The sequence below is a fragment of the Anaerovibrio lipolyticus genome, assembly GCF_021531495.1.
Taxonomy (GTDB): domain Bacteria; phylum Bacillota; class Negativicutes; order Selenomonadales; family Selenomonadaceae; genus Anaerovibrio.
Window position 1 is genome coordinate 46,493 of record NZ_JADYTY010000001.1, and the last position, 23,407, is coordinate 69,899.

Genomic DNA, 23,407 nt, shown 5'->3' on the forward strand with positions numbered 1-23,407 from the left:
TGGAAAATAAGAGGTGAGATAATGGGTTTTTCAGTTGAAACATTGGTGGTAGGCCCTATTGAGGAGAATTGCTATGTCCTAAAAGATGAGGAAACTGGACATGGTTTGATTATTGATCCGGGAGATAATGGTCAGGAAATTCTGGCTTATGTTCGTGATAATCATATTGAGGTAGATTTGATTGTAAATACCCACGGCCATTGGGATCATATAGGTGCGGTAGATTTTCTGCGGGATGCATTGCAGGTGAAGCTGGCTATACATGGGGAGGATGCTTCCATGCTGACTGCTACCAGAGAGGAAATGGCGGCTTATAGTATCTTTGCTGGTGGGAAAAGACCGGCAGAAATATTGTTGAAAGATGGAGATACGGTGAAATTCGGCCACTGCTCCTTGCAGGTTATGCATACTCCTGGCCATACCAAGGGAGGGATTTGTCTATATGGAGGAGGCTGTCTCTTTAGCGGTGATACTCTTTTTGCTGGCAGTGTAGGCAGAACAGATTTGCCTGGGGGCGATTATCGGGAGATGCTGGAATCCGTGCGGAGCAAGCTGAAGTCTGTGGTTGATGATACCAAGGTATATCCTGGTCATGGGCCAGCTACTAGTATGGGAAGAGAACGGCGCTGCAATCCTTATTTGCAGGAAAGATAGCGTAGGTAGAGGCTTTTTGCTTTTAGCGGAAAAGTTTGCTATAATAATAAGTATTTTATTAGGGATAGAGGAGGTGGCCCTATGCCATCATCGTATTCATTGGATGATTTAAAAAAGAGGCTGCAAGATAGTTCTTATAAGCTGACTCATCAGCGGAAGGTGGTTCTGGAAGTTTTTGTGGATAACCCAGGCTGTCATTTAAGCGCTGAGGAGGTTCATGATATTCTTAAGCAGAAGTCAGCTGATATTGGTCTAGCTACCGTATATCGTTCATTGGAGCTATTGAGTGCCAAGGATATTGATATTCTACAGAAGATCGAATTTGGGGATGGCTGCTCCAGATATGAGCTGAATGTGACGGAGCCAAATACCCATCAGCATCATCATCTGATTTGTACCAAATGCAAAAAGGTAATGGAGTTTTCTGAGGATATGCTGGATACCTTGGAGGCAGATATTATGGAAAAATGCGGGTTCAAGGTAACTGACCATCAGGTAAAGTTCTTTGGCCTGTGCGAGGAGTGCCGGAAAAAGCTTGCTGATTAAAAATTTTACACTAAACAGTTCTCATCAGGTGGTAGTAAAGGTGGTTCGGGAGATTCTGAATCTCTTTGCTATGGAGGTGCCTGCTTTGGCCAAGGAGCCTGTGGAATATGTTGAGACTGATTATGATTTACTGGAACTAAATATTGAAAACACCGTAGACAGTGTGGCGGGAGAAACAACCTTGCCTCAAACAGAACGGCCAGGTCAATGGCCTGTGGTACATACCAAGGTAAGCTATGTGGCTAGGGATGGTCAGAGGCATCAGATGGAAATAGAGGCGGTGGGACGAGGCAGTGAGCGCTTTGAAGCAGGCAAGCATCGTCTGATCAAGCTGAATCTATACCATTTGTTTAGACAGGAATTTGACTTTCCAGAGGCTCCTTGGGGGATTTTGCATGGGGTTCGGCCTACTAAGATTGTGCACCGGATGCTGGCAGAGGGCTTAAGCCGTGATGAGGTAGTGGCTCGTCTTCGGCAGGATTATGAGGCTAGTGAGGAAAAGGCTGCTACCATTGTGGATATGGCCATTCGTCAGCAGCCTTTTTTGGCTCGAACCGATGAAAAAACCATTAGCATTTATGTAGGTATTCCCTTTTGTCTGACTCGCTGTCTGTATTGCTCTTTTCCAGCAAATATTTTGCCGGATAGAGGGGGCATAGACAAGTTTATGACAGCCTTTCGTAAGGATTTGCAGGGGGTTGTGGACATAGTGGCTGATTATGGCTTCAAGGTGCAATCCATCTATGTAGGTGGAGGTACACCTACCAGCTTGCCGGATATGTATTTCCGGGAAATGCTGGAGCTGGTTAATCAGAGCTTCCGTTGTCAGGATACGGTGGAGTTTACGGTGGAGGCTGGGCGGCCGGATAGTATGTCTCCTGCCAAGCTGCAGGCTATGGTGGACTGCGGTGTAACCAGAGTTAGCTGTAATCCTCAAACCATGCAGCCAAAGACCTTGAAGCGCATAGGCCGTAATCACAGTCCAGAGGCCATTGTGGAAATGTTCCATGATTTGCGTCAGGCTGGTATTCCAGAAATCAATATGGATTTGATTATTGGTCTGCCTGGCGAGGGTGTGGAGGATATTCGGGATACCATGAAGCAGATTGTGGCTTTAGCACCGGATGATATTACCCTTCATTCCTTGGCCTTGAAGCGAGGTTCCAGGTTAAAGATGAATCTCCATGAATATGAACTGCCTGATGATGATACCTGTCGGGAAATGTTCGGCGTGGCTATGGATTATGTAAGACAGGCTGGATTGAAGCCTTATTATCTCTACCGTCAGGGCTATATGCGGGGACAGATGGAGAATGTAGGCTGCAGCAGGCCAGGGGCTGAAAGTATGTATAATATCCAGATTATGGAGGAGCATCAGACCATCTTAGGTATTGGCGGTGCCGCCACCAGCAAGGTAGTGGATTTTCGGGAGAATAGGCTGAAATCCGCCTTTAATGCCAAGGATTTACTTACCTATGAGCGGGATATAGACATATATGTGGCCAAAAGGCGGGCTTTGGTGGAGGAAACCTATGGCAAGCCTGTTAGGGAAGCATAAGATATAATATATAGATAGATACAGGAGGAATTTGAGGAATGTTGACAAATGCACCTCGTGGAACCAAGGATATACTGCCTGATACAGTAGGCGATTGGAATTATGTGGAGGGAGAGATTCGGGAGCTGTGCCGTCGTTTTGGCTACAGTGAGATTCGCACGCCGATTTTTGAGCATACAGAGCTGTTTCAGCGTGGTATAGGTGAGGGTACCGATGTAGTAGACAAGGAAATGTATACCTTTACTGATAGAGGTGAGAGAAGTATTACTTTGCGGCCAGAAAATACTGCCTCTGCTGTGCGGGCCTATCTTCAGAACAAGCTTTATGCTCAGTCCAACCTGGTAAAGCTGTTTTATATTGGTTCCATGTTCCGTTACGACCGCCCACAGGCTGGCCGTATGCGGGAGTTCCATCAATTTGGTGTGGAGGCTTTGGGCGAGGCCAATCCAGCTGTAGATGCGGAGGTTATTCTGCTGGCTATGAACCTACTGGAAGGCTTAGGCTTAAAGGATTTGGAATTGTCCATTAATTCTGTAGGCTGTCCAAAGTGTCGCAGCAAGTATAGAACTATGCTGCAGGATTTCTTCCGGGATAAGCTGGAGGATCTTTGTGAGGATTGCCGCAGCCGTTTTGAGAGAAGTCCTTTGCGGATTTTGGACTGCAAGAAGGATAGCGACAAGCCGTATATGGCAGATGCACCAAAGATTACAGACTGTCTTTGTGAGGAATGTGCAGAGCATTTTGCCAAGCTGAAGGAGCTGTTGACCAGTGCAGGTATCAGCTTTACTCATGATCCTAGATTAGTAAGAGGTTTGGATTACTACACCAAGACTGCTTTTGAAATCAAATATCCTCCTCTAGGTGCTCAGAGTGCGATAGCTGGCGGTGGCCGTTATGATGGCTTGATTGAGGAAATGGGTGGCAATCCTACGCCGGCAGTTGGCTTTGCTACCGGGTTGGAGCGTTTGCTGCTGGCCTTGGAAAGTCAGAATCTCCTGCCAGAGAAGAACCGTTCTGTAGATGCCTATGTGGTAGCACTGGGAGAGACGGCTCAGGCTGAAGGCTTCAAGCTGTTGAATAGCTTGCGTCAGCAGGGCTTGTCTGCAGCTATGGACTTTGCTGGCCGCAGTATGAAGGCTCAGATGAAGCAGGCTAATAAACTGGGAGCTAAGTACAGCGTTATTCTTGGTGAGGATGAAATCTCCGAGGGCGTAGTTATGCTCCGCAGTATGGAGGATAGTTCTCAGGCAAAGGTGCCTATGAATCAGGTGGCAGAGAAGATTAAGGCTTAAGGGAATTTAACCTTCATTTGCACAGATGTTTATTCTTTTAATGATTTTTGTTATAAAAATCTTGTAATAGACTATGTACATTTGATATAATAATAGTCGCGATTTTTTGAAGATTATTTCTTTATGAGGTGAATAAGTTAGATGGATACTTTAGAAGGTTTGAAGCGTTCCCATCATTGCGGTGAGCTGAGAGCTGACCATGTAGGCAGTGAGGTAGTTCTGTGCGGCTGGGTTTCCCGTCGTCGTGACCACGGTGGATTGATTTTTGTGGATCTCCGTGATCGCTCTGGTCTGGTGCAGGTTGTTATTGACGAGGCAGCTATTGGTGAGGAGGCTTTCCACAAGGCTGAAACCATTCGTAATGAGTTTGTTGTAGCTGTTCGTGGTAATGTAAGAGCCCGTTCTCAGGAAACTGTAAATCCTAATATGGAAACCGGTATGATTGAGATCGTGGTAGAGGAGCTGCGTATTCTGAACTCTGCCAAGACTCCTCCATTCTACATTCAGGATGGTATTGAGGTTGATGAGATGCTTCGTCTGAAGTATCGTTATCTGGATCTCCGTCGTCCAGAGATGCAGAGGAATCTCATGCTCCGTCATCGTGTTACCAAGATTATGCGTGACTACTTTGACCGCAATGGCTTCCTGGAGATTGAGACTCCTATGCTTTGTAAGTCCACTCCAGAGGGGGCCCGTGACTTCCTGGTACCAAGCCGTTTGAATCCAGGTGAGTTCTACGCTTTGCCACAGTCTCCACAGATTTACAAGCAGATTCTGATGATTTCTGGTATGGAGAAGTATTTCCAGATTGTACGCTGCTTCCGTGACGAGGATCTTCGTGCAGATCGTCAGCCTGAGTTTACTCAGCTGGATATTGAGATGTCCTTCGTAGATCAGGAAACCATTCTCACCATGATGGAAGGTATGATGGGTGAGATTTTCCAGAAGGCTCTGGATAGAGAGATTCCTGCTAAGTTCCTGCGTATGACCTGGGATGAGGCTATGGAGCGCTATGGTTCCGATAAGCCAGATTTGCGTTTCGGCATGGAGTTGATGGATATTTCCGAGCATGTAAAAGGCTCTGATTTCAAAGTATTCAAGTCTGTTCTGGAGAATGGCGGTCAGGTAAAGGTTATCAATGTAGAGGGCTATGCTAATATTCCTCGTCGTGAGCTTGATGGCCTGGTTCAGTATGTACAGGGCTATGGTGCCAAGGGCTTGGCTTGGATTCAGTACACTGAGGAAGGCATTAAATCTCCATTCAAGAAGTTCTATTCTGATGAGACTTTCGAGAATATCAAGCAGGCTACCGGTGCTAAGACTGGCGACTTGCTGTTGGTTATTGCCGATAAGCCATTGGTTGTGGCTCAGGCTTTGGGTGAGCTTCGTCTGGAGATGGGTCGTCGTCGTGGCCTGATAGATCCAGATAAGCTGTGCTTCCTGTGGGTTGTTGACTTCCCAATGTTCGAGTACAGCGAGGAGGACAAGCGCTGGAAGGCTATGCATCATCCATTTACTGCACCTCGTGAGGAGGATATGCAGTATCTTACCAGTGATCCTGGCAGGGTAAAGGCTATTGCTTACGATATGGTTCTCAACGGTGTTGAGGTAGGCGGCGGTTCTCTCCGTATCTATCAGAACGATGTACAGGAGAAGGTATTTGAGGCTATTGGCCTGACACCAGAGGCTGCCCAGAGCAAGTTCGGCTTTATGCTGGATGCCTTTAAGTATGGTGCTCCACCACATGGCGGCTTGGCCTTTGGTTTGGATCGTCTCATTATGCTTATGGCAAAGAGAAAGTCCATCCGCGACGTTATTGCTTTCCCTAAGACTCAGAGTGCATCTGATGTTATGTCTCAGGCACCTTCTGAGGTTGATGAGAAGCAGCTGCGTGAGCTGTCCATCCGCACTCATGTAAAGAAAAAGAATAAGGAGGACAAGGAGTAATATCCTGTCCTTGGGGATACGATACCCTGCTGGCATTGCTGGCAGGGTATTTTAATAAGATTAGGCAGTTTTTCTGACTTTAGCAAAAATAATGTAAGATTTTCTGTTAATTTTCAGTCAAGTCTGTTAATATAATAGAAAGAGCAAGTATATGATATGAAAGGTGAGATGGCTATGGTTGGCGAGGAAACAATGATGTTCCGTTTTGGAACAGAGGAAAGCAAGGCTGAGAATATTATTCGCAGTACCTGTTCATCTATGGAAAAGAAGGGCTACAATCCTATTAACCAGCTGGTTGGTTATTTGCTAAGTGGTGATCCTACCTATGTAACCAGCTTTGAAGATGCAAGGAAGAAGATTCGCAGTCTGGAACGGGATGAGATTTTGGAGGAGCTGGTTCGTTCCTATTTGGAGAAACATTAATGGAAAGAGCATTGGGCCTTGATATAGGCGATAGAACCATTGGCATAGCTGTCAGCGACCTTTTGGGGATGACCGCCCAGGGGGTAGAAACCATCCGTCGGACTACTATGGAGGCGGATTTGCAGCGACTGCAGGAGCTGATGGCTATTTACGAAACAAAGATTCTTGTTTCAGGCTATCCTAGAAATATGAACGGCACAGAGGGGCCTCGCTGTGAATTTGTTAAGGAATTTTGCAGCGAGATTCAAAAAATCGAGCCAGAGGCCAAGATTATTTTTTGGGATGAGCGACTATCTACTGTGGCTGCTACCCGTTCCTTGATTGAGGCAGATATGAGCCGTAAGAAAAGGAAAAAGGTTGTAGACAAAATGGCAGCGGTGTTTATTCTCCAGGGTTGGCTGGATAGCCATCCTCAATTGTAAAATGAGATTTATTCAGTGGGAGCCTTAGCACCCGTTAACATGGGGAAAATAGCATATTGCTGCAATAATTTAGGCATTCTGTACAAAAGGATGCCTTTTTTATTGCCTTTGAATGTTTTTTTTAAAATTATGCAGGGATTTTTGACGATTGTTTGTTTTGATAGTATAATATAGAGTGAATATTTGTATATGAGTAGAGGTAGAAAAATGGAGAAAAAAAAGATTGCTGTTGCCATGAGCGGCGGCGTAGATAGTTCTCTGACAGCGGCTTTGTTGAAGGAACAGGGCCACGAAGTTATAGGTATTACTATGGAGCTTAGCGACTGTTCGGCAGGAGCTATTCAGGATGCCAAGGCTGTAGCAGATTTTTTGGCAATACCTCATTATGTTGCCAATTTTCGAGAGCTTTTTCAGCAGAAGGTAATAGATTACTTTTTTGCGGAATACGGCAGAGGAAGAACTCCGAATCCTTGTGTAGCCTGCAATCCCAATGTAAAATTTGGAGGCTTGATAGGCAGGGCCAAGGAATTGGGCTGTGATTATCTGGCTACAGGTCATTATGCTCAGATTGGCTACAATGAGGCTACAGGAAGGTATGATATATCTAAGGGTACTGATGATCATAAGGATCAGGCCTATGCCCTGTACCGGCTGACTCAGGAGCAACTGGCTCATATTATGACCCCCCTGGGAGGCTGGGTAAAGACAGATACCCGCCGGGAGGCTGCAGTCCGGAATCTGCCAGTGGCTAATAAGCCTGAAAGTCAGGAAATCTGTTTTGTTCCCGATAACTATAAAGATTATTTGCTAGAGCATCGCCCAGATTTGCGCAAAAAAGGGGATATTGTGGATACAGAGGGCCACGTATTAGGCACCCATCAAGGGATTGTCCAATATACCGTGGGCCAGCGCAAGGGCTTGGGCATTGCGGCAGAGGAGCCTCTTTATGTTATTGCTTTGGATGCTGAAAAAAATCAGGTAATTGTTGGCAACAACAGTCAGGTCTTTGCCAAGGGCTTGATAGCAGATAAGCTTAATTGGGTGGCCATAGATAATCTTCGGGAGCCAATGGAAGCCAAGGTAAAGATTCGCTATGGAGCCAGAGAAGCAGCAGCCACGCTTTATCCCCAGGAAGATGGCAAGGTGAAGGTGGAGTTCCGAGAGCCAGCCAGGGCTATTACCCCTGGTCAGTCTGCAGTTTTTTATATTGACCAGCGGGTACTGGGAGGCGGCATTATTGAGGGCGGTTTTTAATTATACTGTTCTGTGTTGTAAAGGGTGATTGTTATGAATGGATTTATGCAATCAATAAAAAAACGTCTTATTGCTTTAGGTGTAGTATTGGTACTGCTGGCAGCAGCCGGCGGTTATTGGTATGTGGATATATATACTAAAACACCGGAATATACCCTAAAGATGGTGCAGGAAGCTGTTAGTGATCACAACAAGGAAAAGCTGGACAAGTACGTGGCGGTGGACCATTTGCTGGATACAGCCAGTGATGACATGCTGGATGGCTTGATTCAGGCTATGGTGCCAGCTACAGGAGATACTAGAGAGGCTGTAAGCAATCTTAGCAGAATGTTCAAGACTCCTGTGGTAACAAGCCTGCGGACAGCGGTTATGAACTATGTGGAATATGGAAGCTGGATCAATCAGAAAAGCGATGATAATTCTGTAAATGGCTTGGTGGATGCAGACATGATTGTCAATCGGATAGGTCTGCCATCTATAGAGTTCCAAAAGCTGGATTCTATGGCCGTGGATAAGGAAGATGGCACAGCTCTGGCCAAGGTCAGGGTGTTGCAGACAGATTCCAATGAGGAATTTGTCCTTGATGTGGAACTATGTCAGCAGCAGGATGGCTTGTGGCAGGTATATGAAATTGTTAATTTCAAGGATTTCATAGAAAAGCTGCAAAACATCCGCCAGCAACAGGTTAAGACCTATTTGGAGGAGTCCTCTCAGCTTATGGCTCAGCATGATGCTGTTATTGCCGAAAGCCAGCAGAAAATAACTGCTATTTTGGCAGAGGGCACTCTGGGAAATGACAGTATTCGCAGTCAGGTAAAGAAGGTTTCTGAGGAGCAGGTGGCAGATTGGCAAAGCCGTAAGACTGAGCTGGAGGCTATGGAGGTGCCAGATGCAGCAGGCAGTCTCCACAGATTAAGATTGAAAATCTGTGATGCCCACATTGAAGCGTCGGCAAACTATGCCAAGTGGATGGATGATAAAAAAGCCGCTACCATTAGGGCTTCAGATAATAGCATGAAAATTGCCAAAACCTTGGAAAAGGATGCAGAACTGCTTACCAAGCAGGTTAATGCCCATGTGAAATAAGGAAGTATATATATGAATGATGAAAAAATGAACAATTTGGAGCATACTCAGCCCCTGCCTCGTGTTAGTCCTGATATGGATGATCAGCGGACTCAGCTGTTAAACACCAAGAAGGTACGGGAATTGGAACCAATCAAGGTAGTGAATCCCCATCAGGAATATGCTGAAAATGGGGAAAGACACGGTAATGTTCCGCCCTACAATAACCAACCATATAATAATCAACCCCAAAAGCCTGTGGAAACTACTGGCTCTCATGGGAAAGGAAAAATGGCAGCTTTGCTGGTCGTTGGTTTTGTACTGGCAGCCTTTTTCGGTGCAGCTCTTTCTGGCTATATGAGTGAACAGCAGGCCAAGAAGGATGCTTTGGATAATCAGCATCAGCAGGCCACTCGCCAATTGCGGGATGCAGATAGTCAGAAGCAGTCTTTGCAACAGCAAAAAGCAGATTTGGAAGAAAAATACCAAAATCTGTTGGCCCAGCAGAAGGAAGCCCAGTCTTTGGCGGACAAGCTAAAGGGGCAGCAGGAACAGCAAAGTAAGACAACTCAGGACAAATCTGCTGCCGGCAAGGTTATAGACAAAATTACCGGGGATGCAGGCAAGCAGAAAAAGGAGGCTGCGGAGACAGATGCCAAGGCCAGCCAGGCTCAGCAGAAGCTGGATGAGCTGAATCAGTCAGTACAGGCTGCAGGGGCAGCTATTGATGAGGTTAATGCTCAGATGGAGAATCTGGATTCCATTCGCCAGCAGGCTCAGTCCATGAAGGATGATGTCAGCAAGGCTTATAATGAAAACAAGGATATGGTGGACAGCCTTTTGCATTATGCTTCTCTGGGACTGGAATCCTTTAAGGGATTATTGGCAAAATAAGGCTTTGGCTGAGAATAATAAGCGATGCTACAAGGAGGAAAATTTTTTTATGAAGAAGTATTTAATAATGGCTATGGCCATGCTGTTGGCTTTTGGCACTTTGGCAGGCTGTGGCAATCAGGCTCAGGACAAGAAGGAGTTGCAGGAGGTTTCTATTGGCGTTATGCCAGATATTGATTCTGTGCCAATTATCATTGCCCAGGAAAAGGGCTATTTTGCTGAGGAAGGCCTGAAGGTAGATATTCAGAAGTTTAAGAGCGCTATGGATAGAGATGCAGCCCTTCAGAGCGGTAATCTGGATGGAGCCATTTCCGATATGCTGGCGGTAGCTTTTGCTAAGTCCGGCGGTTTTGATGTAAAGGTTACTTCCTATACCGATGGTACTTATAAGCTGATTGCTGGCAAGGATGAAAAGGCTCAGAAGCCACAGGACCTGGCAGGCAAGGATGTGGCTGTATCCAAGAATACCATTATTGAATATGTAACGGATAGAATTACTGCTGGTCAGAATATGCCAGAGGGCAGTCTGAACAAAGTGGTAATTCCTCAGATTCCTACCCGCTTGGAAATGCTGCAGAACGGCAAGCTGGCAGCAGCTACCTTGCCAGAGCCTATGGGCTCTATTGCCATTGCCAGCGGTTGTCATTTTGTTACTGATTCTGAGGCCATGGGCATTAATCCTGGTGTAATGATGTTTACTGCTAAGGCTGTTGATGAAAAGAAGGCTGAGCTGCAAGCTTTTTATCGCGCCTATAACAAGGCCGTGCAGTATCTCAATGACCATCCACAGGATGAATATATGGATTTGGTAATTGAGAAGAGTGGTTTCCCAGCAGCAGCTAAGACAGCTTTGAAATTCCCTAAATATCGGGAGGCTGGTCTGCCAGAGGAAAAGGATGTTACTGAGTGCCTGAACTGGATGCAGCAGAAGGGCTTGATTAAGAGCAATTACAGCTATGCTGAGCTTGTTGTAGATTTGAATAAGTAAGCTTATGATTAAGGTTGAAAATGTATCAGTAAAGTACAAAACCGACAGTGATATGTACACTGCCATTGCCAATGTGAATCTGGAGATTCCTGATGGAGGCACCTGTGCGGTTATTGGCCCATCTGGCTGTGGTAAATCCACCTTGTTGAAATGTATTGCAGGTCTTATTCCGGAGTATGAGGGACAGGTTTACATTAATGGGGAGGAGGTTAATCCTCGGGTGCAAACCATCGGCTTTATGCCTCAGAATTATGGCCTGCTGCCTTGGAAAACAGTGGTGGATAATATTCGTTTGGGCATGAAAATCAAAAAGGCACCGGAGCTTTTGGATAGAAATGTTATTAAACAGTTGATGCGCCAGCTAGGCATTGAGGGGCTGGGACATCGCTATCCCGTAGAGCTTAGTGGTGGTCAACAGCAGAGAGTGGCCTTAGCCAGGGTTTTTGCCCTCCAGCCAGATGTATTGCTGATGGATGAGCCTTTTTCTGCCTTGGATGCCATTACTAGAGAGGAAATGCAGGATATTTTCCTGAATCTCTGGCGGAAGTTCAATGTTTCCACTATATTTGTTACCCATTATGTGGAGGAGGCTCTTTATCTGGGGCAGAAAATTGTGGTTTTGTCAGCCCATACTGGCGGCATTAGCCAGATTGTTGACAATCCTCTTTTTGGGGGTAAAGATATCAGGAAGAAGCAGGAGTTTTTTGAAATGGGACTAAAGCTTCGCAATCTAATTAAAAAGGACTGGAATCAGATATGGGAAAATCAGTAAGCGTCTGGTATTTGGCGGCAGCAGTATTTCTGACTATTGTATGGTGGATAGCCTCGGAAATTGTTCAGCTGCCTATTATTCCCAGTCCTCTGTTGGTGGCGGAGAATATGTCGGATATCTTCATGGATTATATTGCTATTCATAGTATCTACAGCCTGTGGCGCATAGCTGCAGGCCTTTTGCTGGCAGTGGTGGTGGGCTTGCCACTAGGGGTAATCATGGGGTATTTCCCAAAATGGGACAGATTTCTATCTCCCTTGGTTTATCTAACTTATCCTATTCCCAAAATTGCTCTGCTGCCTATTTTGATGCTGCTTTTTGGGGTGGGAGAATCATCTAAGATTATTATGATTTTCCTGATAATTCTTTTTCAGGTTGTGGTGGCTGTGCGGGACGGTATCAGGGCCATTCCTCGTGAGACCTTATATCCTTTGTATTCCCTAGGAGCAGGCTTTAAGGATATTTTCTTCGAGGTACTGTGGCCAGCCTCCCTGCCTAAGTTTATTACAGCTATCAGGGTAGCATTAGCTACAGCCATTTCCGTGCTTTTCTTTACGGAAACCTTTGGCACCAGATACGGTATGGGTTATTTTATTATGGATGCCTGGCTGAGAGTTAATTATCTGGAAATGTACTCAGGTATTGTGGTATTAAGTTTAATCGGCCTGGTACTATTCACCACCATAGATTTGATTGAACAGCACGCCTGTCATTGGCAGTATAAGTGATAAGGTAAGTGGAATGAACATAAGTAAATTCTTACTGTACAAATTTACTATGGTGATTATATTAACTTTGTGATAGTATATAGTACAGGATGAAAGTAAAGTTGTAATTAGGGGATGGTTGATGTTATGACGATTCAGTTCGATAAGGATACCCTGAAGGATGTACATGTTACTAATGTGGTGGAGAGATTGATTGATGAAGAATTTCCTACCGTTATGAAAAAGTTTCCTGATGCCTGCTGTTGTTCTCAGTGTCTGTCAGATATTAAGGCTTTGGCTTTGAACGGCCTTAAGCCTAGATATGTGTCTACAGATAGAGGGGATCTTTTTGAGCGGGTGCATATTAGTGATATGATGGTAAAGGTAGAGGCCCTCCGGGCTATGACCGAGGCTGTAGAAAAGGTATCCCGTAATCCACGCCATGCGCTTGACTAAAAGCATAGCGGCTGCATAATCAAATAATTTTTTGAAATATATGTCATTTCTCGTATTTTGATGGACTATCTTATGCTGCAATATCAGCAGGAGGAAGCCAGGAACCGGAAGTAAAAGGGCTGTAAATAGAAAAAATATTTGCCAAACAACAGAATATGTGGTATTATCAACATCGTATTAAGTACGAAAGGGGATATAAACCTATGACTAAAGCAGAATTGATTGCAAGTGTTGCAAAAAAAGCAGAGATTACCCAGAAGGACACCGAGGCTGTTGTAAACGCATTCTTCAGCACTGTTCAGGAGACTCTGGCAAAGGGAGAGAATGTACAGGTTATCGGATTTGGTACTTTCGAGGTTAGAGATCGTGCTGCCCGTACTGGCCGCAACCCTCAGACTGGTGAGGAGATTAAGATTGCCGCTGCTAAGGTTCCAGCCTTCAAGGCAGGTAAGGCATTGAAGGACGCTGTAAACAAGTAATCCTTCATTATACTTCGTAAATAAGCTGTTGGTTTTAGTGCCAGCAGCTTATTTTTTGTGAATTTAAAAAAAATTATAAAAAAAGCAGGAATTTTGAAAAATGTAGCGAATTACATAAGCATACGAATATGAATTTGTATTAGCACCTGTCACAATCAAAAAAATAAGCAGGAGGGATATTTTATGTCTAGTTTCAAGGGGATTAATTCATTGGGAGAGATTCAGTCTATCAAAACCAAGCTGATAGCTGTTATTGCAGGAGCTTCTGTAGTTACGGCTTTGTGCTTGGGAGGATTCTTTATCTTTTCTCAGATTCAGGCTAATCATCAGCAACTGGATCATTATCGGGAATCCTTGGAGAAAAATGTAGAATCCAGTCTTAAAGGAGAGACTCAAGTTGCCTACAGCATTTTGGATGAGTTCTACAAGAAACAGCAAAGGGGTGAGCTGACTCAGGAGCAGGCTCAGAAAGCTGCAGCAGATGCAGTGAGAGATTTGCGTTATGATGATGGTAAAGGCTATTTCTACGTAGATACCACTGAGGGTGTCAATGTGGTACTGCTGGGCAGAGCTACTGAAGGTAAATCCAGAATAGATTCTGTGGACCCTCAGGGTAAGTACTACATCAAGGAAATGATTCAAAATGGTATGGCCGAAGGCGGTGGCTTTACTGATTTGATGTTTGCCAAGCCTAATACCACAGAGCCATTGCCAAAGCGTAATTATACCGTATGCTTCAAGCCTTGGAATTGGGTAATTGGTACAGGTATCTGGATTGATGATATAGATGCCATGGTGGCTGAGGAGAAAGCCATGCTGGAGGCAGAGCTGAAAAGTGACATTATGGTGGCAGTTACCGTAATGGTAGTGCTGTTTGTGCTGATTGCTTCCTTTGCCTTCTACATGGGCAAGCAGATTGCTTATCCAATACAGCTGACAGCAAAGAGGATCCAGTACTTAGGTGATGGTGACTTCCGGGATCATAAGGATGATCCGGATGCACAGGAAATTGAGGTAATGCTGTCCCGCAATGACGAAATTGGCCTGATGGTTCGGTCTGTCCGTGATATGCGGGAGAAGCTTCTGGCTTTGATGCAGCAGATTGTAACTACTGCAGAGTATTTGGCTGCTGCCTCTGAGGAGCTGACTTCTACCTCTGAGCAGGCAGCAACAGTCAGCAAGTCCATTGCCGAGTCTGTTATGAATGTGGCAGGCAGCTGTAGTGAGCAGTTCAATCAGGTGGAGACAGCTTCCAACAGTGTTAATAATCTTACGGCTCACATGGAAGAGTTCTCTGCAACCCTGAGAGAGACTGTAAACCAGGTACATGAAACCAATGATGTGGCAGAAACAGGCCGTACCAATGTAGGCGGTGCTGTAAGCAATATGGAAACCATAGATGCTACAGTAACGGATATTGCTGGGGTTATTGAGCAGTTGGGTGAGAAATCTCAGCAGATCGGTGTGATTATTGATACTATTTCCTCCATTGCGGAGCAGACCAATCTGCTGGCTCTGAATGCGGCTATTGAGGCTGCCCGGGCTGGTGAGCATGGCCGAGGCTTTGCCGTAGTTGCAGAGGAGGTTCGCAAGCTGGCTGAGCAGTCCCAGGAATCTGCTGGGGAAATCTCCAAGGTAGTGGTTGGTATTCAGCAGGATACAGAGAATGCCGTTAAGTCCATGAAGGATGGTGTAGGCCAGGTTAAGAAGGGAACCGGAGCTGTTAAAGAGGCTGGTTCTTCCTTTGGTCATATTGCGGAAATGGTATCCAAGGTGGCAGATAATTCCAATGCTATGGATGGTGCTGTAGCAGAGCTGGCAAATCACACCATGAAGATTAACGAAGCTATTGAAAAGATTAATACCATGAGCCGTTCTGTTGCTAGTGAGGCAGAAACTGTATCTGCTTCCACTGAGGAAGAAACTGCCTCCATGCTGGAAATTGCCGATGCTAGCCGTAAGCTGGCAGAGCAGGCCCAGGATCTGCAGAATGCCCTGAGCAAATTTCAGCTTTAAGTAAAAAATAAAATAGAGCAAAAAAAGCTGGCCTAGTGAGAAGAAATTATCTCTAGGTCAGCTTTTTAGTTTGTATATTTTACTTAAGGGCTTCCTTAAGAGTGAGGACATTCTGTTTCATGGTGTTGATATAAGCATCCAGAGCCTGTTCATTGGCTTCACCAGTAACAATAGGATCCAAAGCATAGATATGAGCACCGGTTTCTCTAGCAATGGTTTCTGCAACTGTTGGAGAATACTGTGGTTCTGTAAACAATACCTTGGTTGGCAGCTTGTTGACATCCTTGATAATATCCTCCAGCTCCTGAGGAGATGGCTCAGAGCCAGGTTCTCTTTCAATAACCTTGATAATATTCAGGTTAAATTCCTGAGCAAAATAAGGGAAGGCTTCATGGAAAGTAACAATATCCCGATGGGAAATATCCTTCAGTTCATTGTTCATATCAGCCTGCAGTTCCTTTAGCTTGCCAATATAAACAGCAGCATTGGCCTTGTAGGCCTCAGCATGGTTGGGATCTGCACTACATAGCTGCTGGGAAATATTCTCCACCTGCTTAATGGCATTATCCACATCCAGCCATACATGAGGATTTGGCTGGCCATTTTCCTCCAGAAGGGAAATATCCTTGCTGGCATCAATAACCGTCAGATTTTTATGCTCCTTGATTACCTTGTCCAAAAAGGATTCCATGCCGGCACCGTTGGCCACAAAAACATCTGCCTTTTCCAGAGTTTTCATATCATCAGTGGTTAGCTGATAATCGTGGAGACAGCCGGTCTGAGGCTTGGTCATATTGGTAAGTTGTACGCCCTCCACACCCTTGGTAATATTGGCGGTAGCAATATACATAGGATAGAAGGAAGTAACAATATGCAGCTGGCCATTCTTTTTGGCGCTCTCCTGGGCATTATTGCCACAGCCTGCTAATAAGCTGGTTGCTAGCAAAAGCATGGTGAGAAGTAAATAAAATAGTTTCTTCATATGCATTCTCCTTATACAAAAAATAAAACTTAAATCGTGTATACATCATACCATTTTTGTCAATGAACAACAATAAATTGATAATAATTTTCATCTGTTAGGGAGAGAATATATTTGGGCAAAAAAGATGGCGGTATCAAGTCCTGATACCGCCAATGGGATGGAGAAAATGATGTATATGGGATAGTACTGAAAGTACATATCTTGTACATCAAAGGGATTGTATATAATATAGCAGGCTTGTCTGAAAAGAAAATGAAAATTTCCAGGAAAGCAAAAAATTTGTTGAACATAAAACTAAATATCCCGGCATTTACTTTGGAAAGTTTAGGGGTTATAATAAATGGCAGTAATAAATGATTGATAGGTGATAAGATGCTTATATGCAATAAATTAAGTGAAGCAAAACAACTTTTAGGAGATAAAGGAACAGCGGTGGCTCTGGGAACCTTTGACGGAGTTCATATCGGCCACCAAAGTATTATTCAGCGGGCTATGAATCTGGCCAAGGCTCACAAGCTGGTCAGCGTGGTTTATACCTTTAGCAACCACCCCTTGGAGCAGATTGCTCCTGATAAGGTACCTATGCAGATTGGGGATAATATTTCCAAGGCAGATATTCTGAAAGCTATGGGAGTACAGATGCTGGTGAATGTGGCCTTTAATGAAAAGCTGTGCCGCCAAAGTCCAGAGACTTTTATTGATGAACTTTGCCGCAGTTTGAATCCTCATTATCTGGTAACAGGCCCTAATTTTTCCTTTGGCGCCAAGGCCAAGGGCAATCCTCGTATGCTGCTGCGCATGGGGGAGGAATATGGCTTTCAGGCAGAGGTGGGCCAGGCGGTACAGCTGGATGGCCGTATGGTAAGCAGTACCAGAATCCGCAGTCTTATCGAAGCCGGGGATTTGGAAAAAACCAATGAATATCTTGGCAGGTATTTCAGCTTTGGAGGCCGGGTGATTCACGGAGATCATCGTGGTCGGAAACTGGGCTTTCCTACAGCCAATCTGGCTATCGGATCTCATCGGGCCATGCTGCCTAATGGTGCTTATGCTGTGCTGATTTGGCTAAATGGCAAAAGATATAATGGCATTGCCAATATAGGGGATAATCCTACCTTTGAGGGCTGTAATCGCCGCCTGGAGGTGAATATTTTGGATTTTTCCCAGAATATCTACGATGCGGCTATTACGGTACAGTTTGTGGGCAAGCTTAGGGAGCAGAAAAAATTTAGCGGTGTAGATGCCTTGGTAAAACAGCTTCGTGCAGATGAAATCACTGCCCGCAAATTATTGGCAGACAAAGTTAAATAAGTATTTACAGAGTTGAGATTTTGTGATATAGTATCCATTGTGTGTCAGATAATTTATGAATGGGCGCATGCCTCTTGCCTAGATGAGCGACACTCCGACGCTGGTCCCGGCTTGGGGAAATAATTAATTAGGAGGAATATATTATGTTGACTCAGGAAGCAAAGCAGGAAATTATTCAGAAGTATGCCGTACACGAGGGTGACACTGGTTCTCCAGAGGTACAGATTGCAGTTCTCACTGCACGTATCATTTACCTCACCGAGCATCTGAAGGAGCACAAGAAGGATCATCATTCCCGTCGTGGTCTGTTGAAGATGGTTGGTCATCGTCGTCGTCTTTTGGCTTATCTGAACAAGGTTGACATCGAGCGCTATCGTGCAATCGTTGCTAAGCTGGGCCTGCGCAAGTAATTGCATTGAATCCCTCACTTCGGTGGGGGATTTTTGTTTTTGTAAAAAAATATTAGGCTTTTTATTTGAATATGTGTTATACTAACTTAGTATGCAAAAAGAATGAAAATTAGGAGGAAAAACTTGATGCAGAGTTTTGAAATGCAGCTTGGCGGCAGAACTTTTACCGTTGAGACTGGCAAGATGGCAAAGCAGGCAAATGGTGCTGTTTTGGTTCGTTACGGTGAATCCGTTGTATTGGTTACTGCTACCGCTTCTGAGGAGCCTCGTGAGGGTGTTGATTTCTTCCCTTTGACCGTTGATTATGAGGAGAAGATGTACGCCGCTGGTAAGATTCCTGGTGGTTTTATAAAGAGAGAAGGTCGTCCTGGAGAGTCTGCGATTCTGTGCAGCCGTCTCATTGACCGTCCTATTCGCCCTCTGTTCCCAGAGGGTTATAGAAATGATGTACAGATTGTAGCTACTGTATTGTCCGTAGAGCAGGACAATGCACCAGAGATTGCAGCTATGATTGGTGCATCCTGTGCTTTGACTATTTCTGATATTCCTTTCATGGGCCCTATTGCTGGTGTTCGCGTAGGCCGTATTGATGGAGAGTTTGTTATCAACCCTACAGTTGAGCAGCGTGAAAAGTCTGATTTGAATCTGACCATTGCTGGCTCCCGTGATGCAGTTATGATGGTTGAGGCTGGTGCTGATGAGCTGCCAGAGGAAGTTATTCTGGAGGCCATTCTCTTCGGTCACGAGGAAATCAAGAAGATTGTTGCTTTTCAGGATGAGATGCAGAAGACTGTAGGCAAGGCTAAGAGAGAGGTTAGGCTCTTTGCTGTACCAGAGGAAATGGAGCAGGCTATTCGTGCCTATGCTACTGATAAGCTGGATGCTGCAGTACGCAACCCAGATAAGCTGGATCGTGACGAGCATATTGCTGCTGTTAAGGCTGATGCTTTGGAGCATTTCCTGGAGATTTATCCAGATGCGGTTAAGGAAATTCCTTATATGCTCCACAAGATTGTTAAGGAAATCGTGCGCCGCATGATTACTAAGGAGAAGATTCGTCCTGATGGTCGTGAGGTAGAAGAGGTTCGTCCTATTAGCTGTGAGGTAGGTATTTTGCCTCGTACTCATGGTTCTGGCCTGTTTACCCGTGGTCAGACTCAGATCTTGACTATTACTACCTTGGGCTCTCTGGGAGATGAGCAGGTAATTGATGGCCTTGGTGTAGAAACCAGCAAGCATTATATCCATCAGTATAATTTCCCTGGCTACTCTGTAGGCGAGGCTCGTCCTGTTCGTGGCCCAGGCCGTCGTGAGATTGGTCATGGTGCTTTGGCAGAGCGTGCTTTGGTGCCTGTTATTCCTTCCACTGAGGAGTTCCCATATACTATCCGCATGGTTTCCGAGGTATTGGAGTCCAACGGCTCTAGCTCTATGGGTTCCGTTTGCGGCAGCACTCTTTCCCTGATGCATGCCGGTGTGCCTATTAAGCGCCCAGTTTCCGGCGTGGCTATGGGTCTGGTAAAGGATGGAGAGGATTATACCATTCTCACCGATATTCAGGGCATGGAGGATGCTCTGGGTGATATGGACTTCAAGGTAGCAGGTACTACTGAGGGCGTTACTGCTATACAGATGGATATTAAGATTAAGGGTATTTCCCGTGAGATTCTGTCTTCTGCTTTGGCTCAGGCTAAGCGGGGCCGTGCCTTTATTCTGGGCAAGATGCTGGAGTGCATTGCTCAGCCAAATGAGGAATTGAGCAAATATGCTCCTCGTGTTACTACCATGCACATTAAGCCAGATAAGATTCGCGAGGTTATTGGGCCAGGCGGCAAGATGATTAAGAAGATTATCGACGAGTGCGGTGTACAGATCGATATTGATGATGATGGAACTGTTCGTATTTCTGCTACCAGCGTAGATGCTTCCGCTGCGGCCGTAGCTGCTATTGAGGATATCGTTCGCGAGGTAGAGGTAGGTCAGGTATATAGAGGCAAGGTTACTCGCTTGATGGCTTTTGGTGCCTTTGTTGAGCTCTTCCCAGGCCATGAAGGTCTTTGCCATATTTCCCAGCTGGACAAAAAGCGTGTGGAAAAGGTAGAGGACTATGTTAAGGAAGGCGACGAGCTGGATGTTAAGGTTGTTGAGATTGACCAGAAGGGCCGCGTAAATCTGTCTCATAAGGTTCTGCTGTAATTTTGCAGGATTTCCAATAGTATTTCCGGGGCTCGCAGGTGGCTGTTAAAGGTCGGTTTGCGAGCCCTTTATTGTTCTATGAGGTGATGAACTTGTTGAAAGAGATGAAGCAGTCTCCTTCGGAGATGGCCAGAAGATTTCTGGTATTCTCTCTCTGTCTGGTCTTTATGGGCTTTGGTGTAGCCTGTATGATTAAATCTGCCCTGGGTGTATCCCCGATTTCATCCCTGCCGTATACCTTTTCCTTGCTTTTTACAGGTATTACTGTAGGTGGTTGGACAGCTCTGTTGAATCTGTTTATGATTATTCTCCAGCCTGTGCTAAAGCCAGGGATACCAAAGAAGCTGTTGTTTTTGCAGGCAGGCATGACAGTAGTATTTGGTTATTTTATTGATTTGTCCTTGGAATTTTTGGCACCTTTGGTTTTGACTGCCTATATAGGCCAGGTGGCTATGCTTTTTGCTGGCTGTACCATTATGGCCTTTGGTATATATCTGGGGATTATTGCCAGAATTACTTTACTGCCTATGGATGCCTTGCTGCAGGTGGTATCTGAGCGCTTGAGAAAGCCGTATACTTCTGTAAAGGTTGTTTCCGATTTGGGTATGACTATTACATCAGCTGTTTTGTGTCTGGTGTTTATAGGGGAACTGGCCACTGTGCGAGAGGGTACTTTGATAGCAGCCTTTTTCTGTGGTTCAGAAATCAAATTTTTTAGTACCTATTTTAAGGGCTTGACCTATTTGCTTTTGCCAGAGAATTTAATTCAAAAGGAGCGGGAGAAGCAGGAACTGCCCCAGGTGTCAGAACAGCATTTTGTGCTGACTGTTTCCCATGAATATGGCAGTGGTGGCAGAACTATTGCCAGAAGAATTGCCCATGAGCTGGGACTGCCTTATTATGATACGGAGATAATCAAAATGGCAGCAGAGCGCAGTGATTTTGCGGAGGAATATCTCAAGGAGCACGAGGAAAAAATTACCAGTACCGCACTGTATAGGTTGTTTGACTGGTACACTGGGGCTTTGCCAGGGAATCAGAGACCTGTGCAGGAGCAGATTTTTCAGCTGGAAGCCAAGGTTATTCAGGAAATTGCGGCCAAGGATTCCTGCGTAATTGTAGGTCGTTTGGCTAATTATATTTTGCAGAAGCATCGTAATTCACTGCATATTTTTATTACTGCTGACGAAAAAGAAAGAGTACAGCGGGTTATGCGGAAGGAAAATATTTCTGCTGAGGAAGCCTTGGATAGGATTCAGGATTTTGCTTCAGATAGAAAAAATCATTGTCAGGAATTTTCTGATATGGAATGGGGCAATGGTATGAATTATGATATTACCATTAAATCAAATCGTTATGGTGTGGATAGAACCGCAGCGATTTTGATACAGTTAATTAAGGAATTTAGAATGATGCAGTTTTAATAAAGGGAGGCAGGAGGCATGAAGCTATCCCAGCGTGGTCGTTATGGCGTTCTGGCATTGCAGGATCTGGCCAATGAATATGGTACAGGGCCTGTAGCATTGAAATCTATAGCAGAGCGTCAGGATATCTCAGAGAATTATTTGGAGCAGCTAATGGGTACCTTGAAAAAGGCAGGTTTTGTCAACAGTATTCGTGGAGCTCAGGGCGGCTATATACTAGCCAAGGAGCCTGTTGATATATCCATTGGGGAAATTATTGTTGCTATGGAGGGGCCTATTGCCTTTGCCGACTGTATGCAGATGGATGGGGATGCGCCCTATGTATGTGCAAAAGCAGCCAGCTGTAGTCGGCGGGATGTTTGGGACAAAATTGGAGCCAGAATAAATGAGGTTCTAAATTCTATTACCTTGGAGGAAATTAGGGAAAAACCGGGTAAATAAACCTAGTGTGAGCTATTGTACTAGAAAAAATACATGTTATAATAGGGTATAGCTAAATACATCAAAAGTATATTAGAGGAGGACGTAACATGGTTGGAGATATTCTGCGCGGGGAACGTGAGAAACAGGGATTAACCATTGAAGATATAGCTAGGGAAACCAGTATTCGTGATATATATTTGGAGGCTATAGAAAAGGGAGATTATGATTCCCTGCCTGGAGATGTATATGCCAAGGGATTTATTAGAAATTATTCCCGATTTTTGCAGATAGACGGGGATGCCCTGCTGGATAAATACGATGAGGAAAGAAATATTACCAAGGTGGTTCAGCCTGTAGATCAGCCTCAGGAGCCAGAGGTAAAATCCTCCGGCCACAGTCTTTTTGGCCGTAGTAAGGCTAGAGAGCTTAGTCCTGCGCAGGAGCCTGTCAGAAAGCCAGCGCAAAATCCTCAGCCTGTACAGCCAAAGAAGAATCTCTTTGCTGCTGGGGATGCCTATCGGGATAGCTTGGAGCGGGAAGAAAAAAGCGGTTCCAAGAAGTTTATGATTCTGCTGGGGATTATGTTTGTATTCCTAGGTGGCGTTTATATTGCCTTTATGGATGATGGTACTGAAAATGCGCCTAAGCAGGAGACAGTCAAGGTGGAAACTGCCAAGCCTGCACCAGTGGAAAAGAAATATGATGGTGTGGAGATTACCGCCAAGGCTTTGGAAAATTGCTGGATTTCCGTTAAGGTTGATGGTCAGCCAGCCTTTGAAGGTACCATAGAAAAGGGTAAGGAAATGTCCTGGCAGGGTAAGGAGAATGTGGATATTCTGGCAGGCAACGCTGGTGGCATTCAGATTACCTTTAATGGCAAGGATGTAGGCCCTCTGGGAAAGATGGGCCAGGTAGAGGAGCGCAGCTTCAAGAAGGATGAGCCAGCTAAAGCAGCTGAAAATTCTCCTGCTCAGCAGGAAAGTGCCCCAAGCACCTATGAGGAAAGCAGCTCTCAGGCTAATCATTACAGTGCCCCAGAGCCACAGCCTCAGCCAGTGCAGGAAGAAGTGCCGGCTGCCCAGCCAGCAGCTCCTGAGCCTGTTGCTGCACCAGAGCCAGCACCAGCAGCCCCACAGCCAGCAGCAGAGACTGCACCAGCAGCACCTCAGGGCTGAGATAGGAGCG

General features: G+C 45.2%; 23 protein-coding genes. 22 read left to right on the forward strand and 1 reads right to left on the reverse strand.

Translation table 11 applies throughout. The features are described 5' to 3' along the window. The first annotated feature begins 21 nt into the window (after nucleotides 1-21). The 16 genes from I6E26_RS00190 to I6E26_RS00265 all read left to right on the forward strand — a co-directional run bounded on the left by I6E26_RS00190 (nucleotide 22) and on the right by I6E26_RS00265 (nucleotide 15,473). The gene (locus I6E26_RS00190; protein WP_235319804.1) at nucleotides 22-654 is read left to right on the forward strand and encodes an MBL fold metallo-hydrolase; all 633 of its coding nucleotides are present in this window, start codon (nucleotides 22-24) and stop codon (nucleotides 652-654) included. Between the two features lie 81 nt (nucleotides 655-735). Then, the gene (locus tag I6E26_RS00195; protein WP_235319805.1) at nucleotides 736-1,200 is read left to right on the forward strand and encodes a Fur family transcriptional regulator; all 465 of its coding nucleotides are present in this window, start codon (nucleotides 736-738) and stop codon (nucleotides 1,198-1,200) included. Continuing rightward, the gene (hemZ, locus tag I6E26_RS00200) at nucleotides 1,190-2,758 is read left to right on the forward strand and encodes a coproporphyrinogen dehydrogenase HemZ (RefSeq protein WP_235319806.1); all 1,569 of its coding nucleotides are present in this window, start codon (nucleotides 1,190-1,192) and stop codon (nucleotides 2,756-2,758) included. Before I6E26_RS00195 ends, hemZ begins: the two co-directional genes overlap by 11 nt. 38 nt (nucleotides 2,759-2,796) lie before the next feature. After that, nucleotides 2,797-4,050, forward strand: a complete 1,254-nt coding sequence (gene hisS, locus I6E26_RS00205) for a histidine--tRNA ligase (RefSeq protein WP_235319807.1) — start codon at nucleotides 2,797-2,799, stop codon at nucleotides 4,048-4,050. Nucleotides 4,051-4,191: 141 nt separating this feature from the next. Further along, nucleotides 4,192-5,997: an aspartate--tRNA ligase gene (gene aspS, locus I6E26_RS00210; RefSeq protein WP_235319808.1), complete on the forward strand. Its 1,806-nt coding sequence runs from the start codon at nucleotides 4,192-4,194 to the stop codon at nucleotides 5,995-5,997. A 174-nt stretch (nucleotides 5,998-6,171) separates the two neighbouring features. Beyond that, nucleotides 6,172-6,420, forward strand: a complete 249-nt coding sequence (locus I6E26_RS00215; protein WP_328227910.1) for an IreB family regulatory phosphoprotein — start codon at nucleotides 6,172-6,174, stop codon at nucleotides 6,418-6,420. After that, complete coding sequence (gene ruvX, locus I6E26_RS00220) at nucleotides 6,420-6,842, forward strand: Holliday junction resolvase RuvX (RefSeq protein WP_235319809.1); 423 nt, start codon at nucleotides 6,420-6,422, stop codon at nucleotides 6,840-6,842. The genes I6E26_RS00215 and ruvX overlap by 1 nt, the downstream gene beginning before the upstream one ends. A gap of 207 nt (nucleotides 6,843-7,049) precedes the next feature. After that, complete coding sequence (gene mnmA, locus I6E26_RS00225; RefSeq protein ID WP_235319810.1) at nucleotides 7,050-8,096, forward strand: tRNA 2-thiouridine(34) synthase MnmA; 1,047 nt, start codon at nucleotides 7,050-7,052, stop codon at nucleotides 8,094-8,096. Between the two features lie 33 nt (nucleotides 8,097-8,129). Beyond that, nucleotides 8,130-9,182 carry a hypothetical protein gene (locus tag I6E26_RS00230; protein WP_235319811.1) on the forward strand — a complete coding sequence of 351 codons (1,053 nt, stop codon included), beginning with the start codon at nucleotides 8,130-8,132 and terminating at the stop codon, nucleotides 9,180-9,182. 12 nt (nucleotides 9,183-9,194) lie between these two features. Continuing rightward, nucleotides 9,195-10,055 (forward strand): hypothetical protein, encoded by an 861-nt coding sequence (locus I6E26_RS00235; RefSeq protein WP_235319812.1) that lies wholly within the window; start codon nucleotides 9,195-9,197, stop codon nucleotides 10,053-10,055. A 49-nt stretch (nucleotides 10,056-10,104) separates the two neighbouring features. After that, nucleotides 10,105-11,043 carry an ABC transporter substrate-binding protein gene (locus I6E26_RS00240; protein WP_235319813.1) on the forward strand — a complete coding sequence of 313 codons (939 nt, stop codon included), beginning with the start codon at nucleotides 10,105-10,107 and terminating at the stop codon, nucleotides 11,041-11,043. Between the two features lie 4 nt (nucleotides 11,044-11,047). Further along, entirely contained in the window at nucleotides 11,048-11,815 is a 768-nt protein-coding gene (locus I6E26_RS00245) for an ABC transporter ATP-binding protein (protein ID WP_235319814.1), read from the forward strand. Further along, entirely contained in the window at nucleotides 11,800-12,543 is a 744-nt protein-coding gene (locus I6E26_RS00250) for an ABC transporter permease (protein ID WP_235319815.1), read from the forward strand. Before I6E26_RS00245 ends, I6E26_RS00250 begins: the two co-directional genes overlap by 16 nt. Nucleotides 12,544-12,669: 126 nt before the next feature. Next, entirely contained in the window at nucleotides 12,670-12,978 is a 309-nt protein-coding gene (locus I6E26_RS00255; protein ID WP_235319816.1) for a late competence development ComFB family protein, read from the forward strand. Nucleotides 12,979-13,181: 203 nt separating this feature from the next. Further along, nucleotides 13,182-13,457 carry an HU family DNA-binding protein gene (locus tag I6E26_RS00260; protein ID WP_235319817.1) on the forward strand — a complete coding sequence of 92 codons (276 nt, stop codon included), beginning with the start codon at nucleotides 13,182-13,184 and terminating at the stop codon, nucleotides 13,455-13,457. A gap of 183 nt (nucleotides 13,458-13,640) precedes the next feature. Further along, nucleotides 13,641-15,473 (forward strand): methyl-accepting chemotaxis protein, encoded by a 1,833-nt coding sequence (locus I6E26_RS00265; protein ID WP_235319818.1) that lies wholly within the window; start codon nucleotides 13,641-13,643, stop codon nucleotides 15,471-15,473. A gap of 79 nt (nucleotides 15,474-15,552) precedes the next feature. On the opposite strand, the gene I6E26_RS00270 is transcribed toward I6E26_RS00265, so the two are convergent. Continuing rightward, nucleotides 15,553-16,455: a metal ABC transporter substrate-binding protein gene (locus I6E26_RS00270; protein ID WP_235319819.1), complete on the reverse strand. Its 903-nt coding sequence runs from the start codon at nucleotides 16,453-16,455 to the stop codon at nucleotides 15,553-15,555. Nucleotides 16,456-16,830: 375 nt separating this feature from the next. On the opposite strand from I6E26_RS00270, the gene I6E26_RS00275 reads away from it, so the two are divergent. From I6E26_RS00275 to I6E26_RS00300, 6 genes are all read left to right on the forward strand, one after another. Next, entirely contained in the window at nucleotides 16,831-17,769 is a 939-nt protein-coding gene (locus I6E26_RS00275; RefSeq protein ID WP_235319820.1) for a bifunctional riboflavin kinase/FAD synthetase, read from the forward strand. Nucleotides 17,770-17,912: 143 nt separating this feature from the next. Further along, nucleotides 17,913-18,179, forward strand: coding sequence for a 30S ribosomal protein S15 (gene rpsO, locus I6E26_RS00280; protein ID WP_235319821.1), 267 nt, complete (start codon nucleotides 17,913-17,915; stop codon nucleotides 18,177-18,179). A 126-nt stretch (nucleotides 18,180-18,305) separates the two neighbouring features. Next, entirely contained in the window at nucleotides 18,306-20,375 is a 2,070-nt protein-coding gene (locus I6E26_RS00285) for a polyribonucleotide nucleotidyltransferase (protein ID WP_235319822.1), read from the forward strand. 104 nt (nucleotides 20,376-20,479) lie between these two features. Next, nucleotides 20,480-21,799, forward strand: coding sequence for a cytidylate kinase family protein (locus I6E26_RS00290; RefSeq protein WP_235320073.1), 1,320 nt, complete (start codon nucleotides 20,480-20,482; stop codon nucleotides 21,797-21,799). An 18-nt stretch (nucleotides 21,800-21,817) separates the two neighbouring features. Then, a complete protein-coding gene (locus I6E26_RS00295; protein WP_235319823.1) occupies nucleotides 21,818-22,240 on the forward strand; it encodes an RrF2 family transcriptional regulator in 423 nt (140 codons plus the stop codon). Nucleotides 22,241-22,329: 89 nt separating this feature from the next. After that, the gene (locus tag I6E26_RS00300) at nucleotides 22,330-23,397 is read left to right on the forward strand and encodes a helix-turn-helix domain-containing protein (RefSeq protein ID WP_235319824.1); all 1,068 of its coding nucleotides are present in this window, start codon (nucleotides 22,330-22,332) and stop codon (nucleotides 23,395-23,397) included. The last annotated feature ends 10 nt before the right edge of the window (nucleotides 23,398-23,407 follow it).

Bases quoted from the DNA above. Each gene is read 5' to 3' on its own strand.
- I6E26_RS00190 (WP_235319804.1), top strand. From the start codon at position 22: ATGGGTTTTTCAGTTGAAACATTGGTGGTAGGCCCTATTGAGGAGAAT.
- I6E26_RS00195 (WP_235319805.1), top strand. From the start codon at position 736: ATGCCATCATCGTATTCATTGGATGATTTAAAAAAGAGGCTGCAAGAT.
- hisS (WP_235319807.1), top strand. From the start codon at position 2,797: ATGTTGACAAATGCACCTCGTGGAACCAAGGATATACTGCCTGATACA.
- aspS (WP_235319808.1), top strand. From the start codon at position 4,192: ATGGATACTTTAGAAGGTTTGAAGCGTTCCCATCATTGCGGTGAGCTG.
- I6E26_RS00215 (WP_328227910.1), top strand. From the start codon at position 6,172: ATGGTTGGCGAGGAAACAATGATGTTCCGTTTTGGAACAGAGGAAAGC.
- ruvX (WP_235319809.1), top strand. From the start codon at position 6,420: ATGGAAAGAGCATTGGGCCTTGATATAGGCGATAGAACCATTGGCATA.
- mnmA (WP_235319810.1), top strand. From the start codon at position 7,050: ATGGAGAAAAAAAAGATTGCTGTTGCCATGAGCGGCGGCGTAGATAGT.
- I6E26_RS00230 (WP_235319811.1), top strand. From the start codon at position 8,130: ATGAATGGATTTATGCAATCAATAAAAAAACGTCTTATTGCTTTAGGT.
- I6E26_RS00235 (WP_235319812.1), top strand. From the start codon at position 9,195: ATGAATGATGAAAAAATGAACAATTTGGAGCATACTCAGCCCCTGCCT.
- I6E26_RS00240 (WP_235319813.1), top strand. From the start codon at position 10,105: ATGAAGAAGTATTTAATAATGGCTATGGCCATGCTGTTGGCTTTTGGC.
- I6E26_RS00245 (WP_235319814.1), top strand. From the start codon at position 11,048: ATGATTAAGGTTGAAAATGTATCAGTAAAGTACAAAACCGACAGTGAT.
- I6E26_RS00250 (WP_235319815.1), top strand. From the start codon at position 11,800: ATGGGAAAATCAGTAAGCGTCTGGTATTTGGCGGCAGCAGTATTTCTG.
- I6E26_RS00255 (WP_235319816.1), top strand. From the start codon at position 12,670: ATGACGATTCAGTTCGATAAGGATACCCTGAAGGATGTACATGTTACT.
- I6E26_RS00260 (WP_235319817.1), top strand. From the start codon at position 13,182: ATGACTAAAGCAGAATTGATTGCAAGTGTTGCAAAAAAAGCAGAGATT.
- I6E26_RS00265 (WP_235319818.1), top strand. From the start codon at position 13,641: ATGTCTAGTTTCAAGGGGATTAATTCATTGGGAGAGATTCAGTCTATC.
- I6E26_RS00270 (WP_235319819.1), bottom strand. From the start codon at position 16,455: ATGAAGAAACTATTTTATTTACTTCTCACCATGCTTTTGCTAGCAACC.
- I6E26_RS00275 (WP_235319820.1), top strand. From the start codon at position 16,831: ATGCTTATATGCAATAAATTAAGTGAAGCAAAACAACTTTTAGGAGAT.
- rpsO (WP_235319821.1), top strand. From the start codon at position 17,913: ATGTTGACTCAGGAAGCAAAGCAGGAAATTATTCAGAAGTATGCCGTA.
- I6E26_RS00285 (WP_235319822.1), top strand. From the start codon at position 18,306: ATGCAGAGTTTTGAAATGCAGCTTGGCGGCAGAACTTTTACCGTTGAG.
- I6E26_RS00290 (WP_235320073.1), top strand. From the start codon at position 20,480: ATGAAGCAGTCTCCTTCGGAGATGGCCAGAAGATTTCTGGTATTCTCT.
- I6E26_RS00295 (WP_235319823.1), top strand. From the start codon at position 21,818: ATGAAGCTATCCCAGCGTGGTCGTTATGGCGTTCTGGCATTGCAGGAT.
- I6E26_RS00300 (WP_235319824.1), top strand. From the start codon at position 22,330: ATGGTTGGAGATATTCTGCGCGGGGAACGTGAGAAACAGGGATTAACC.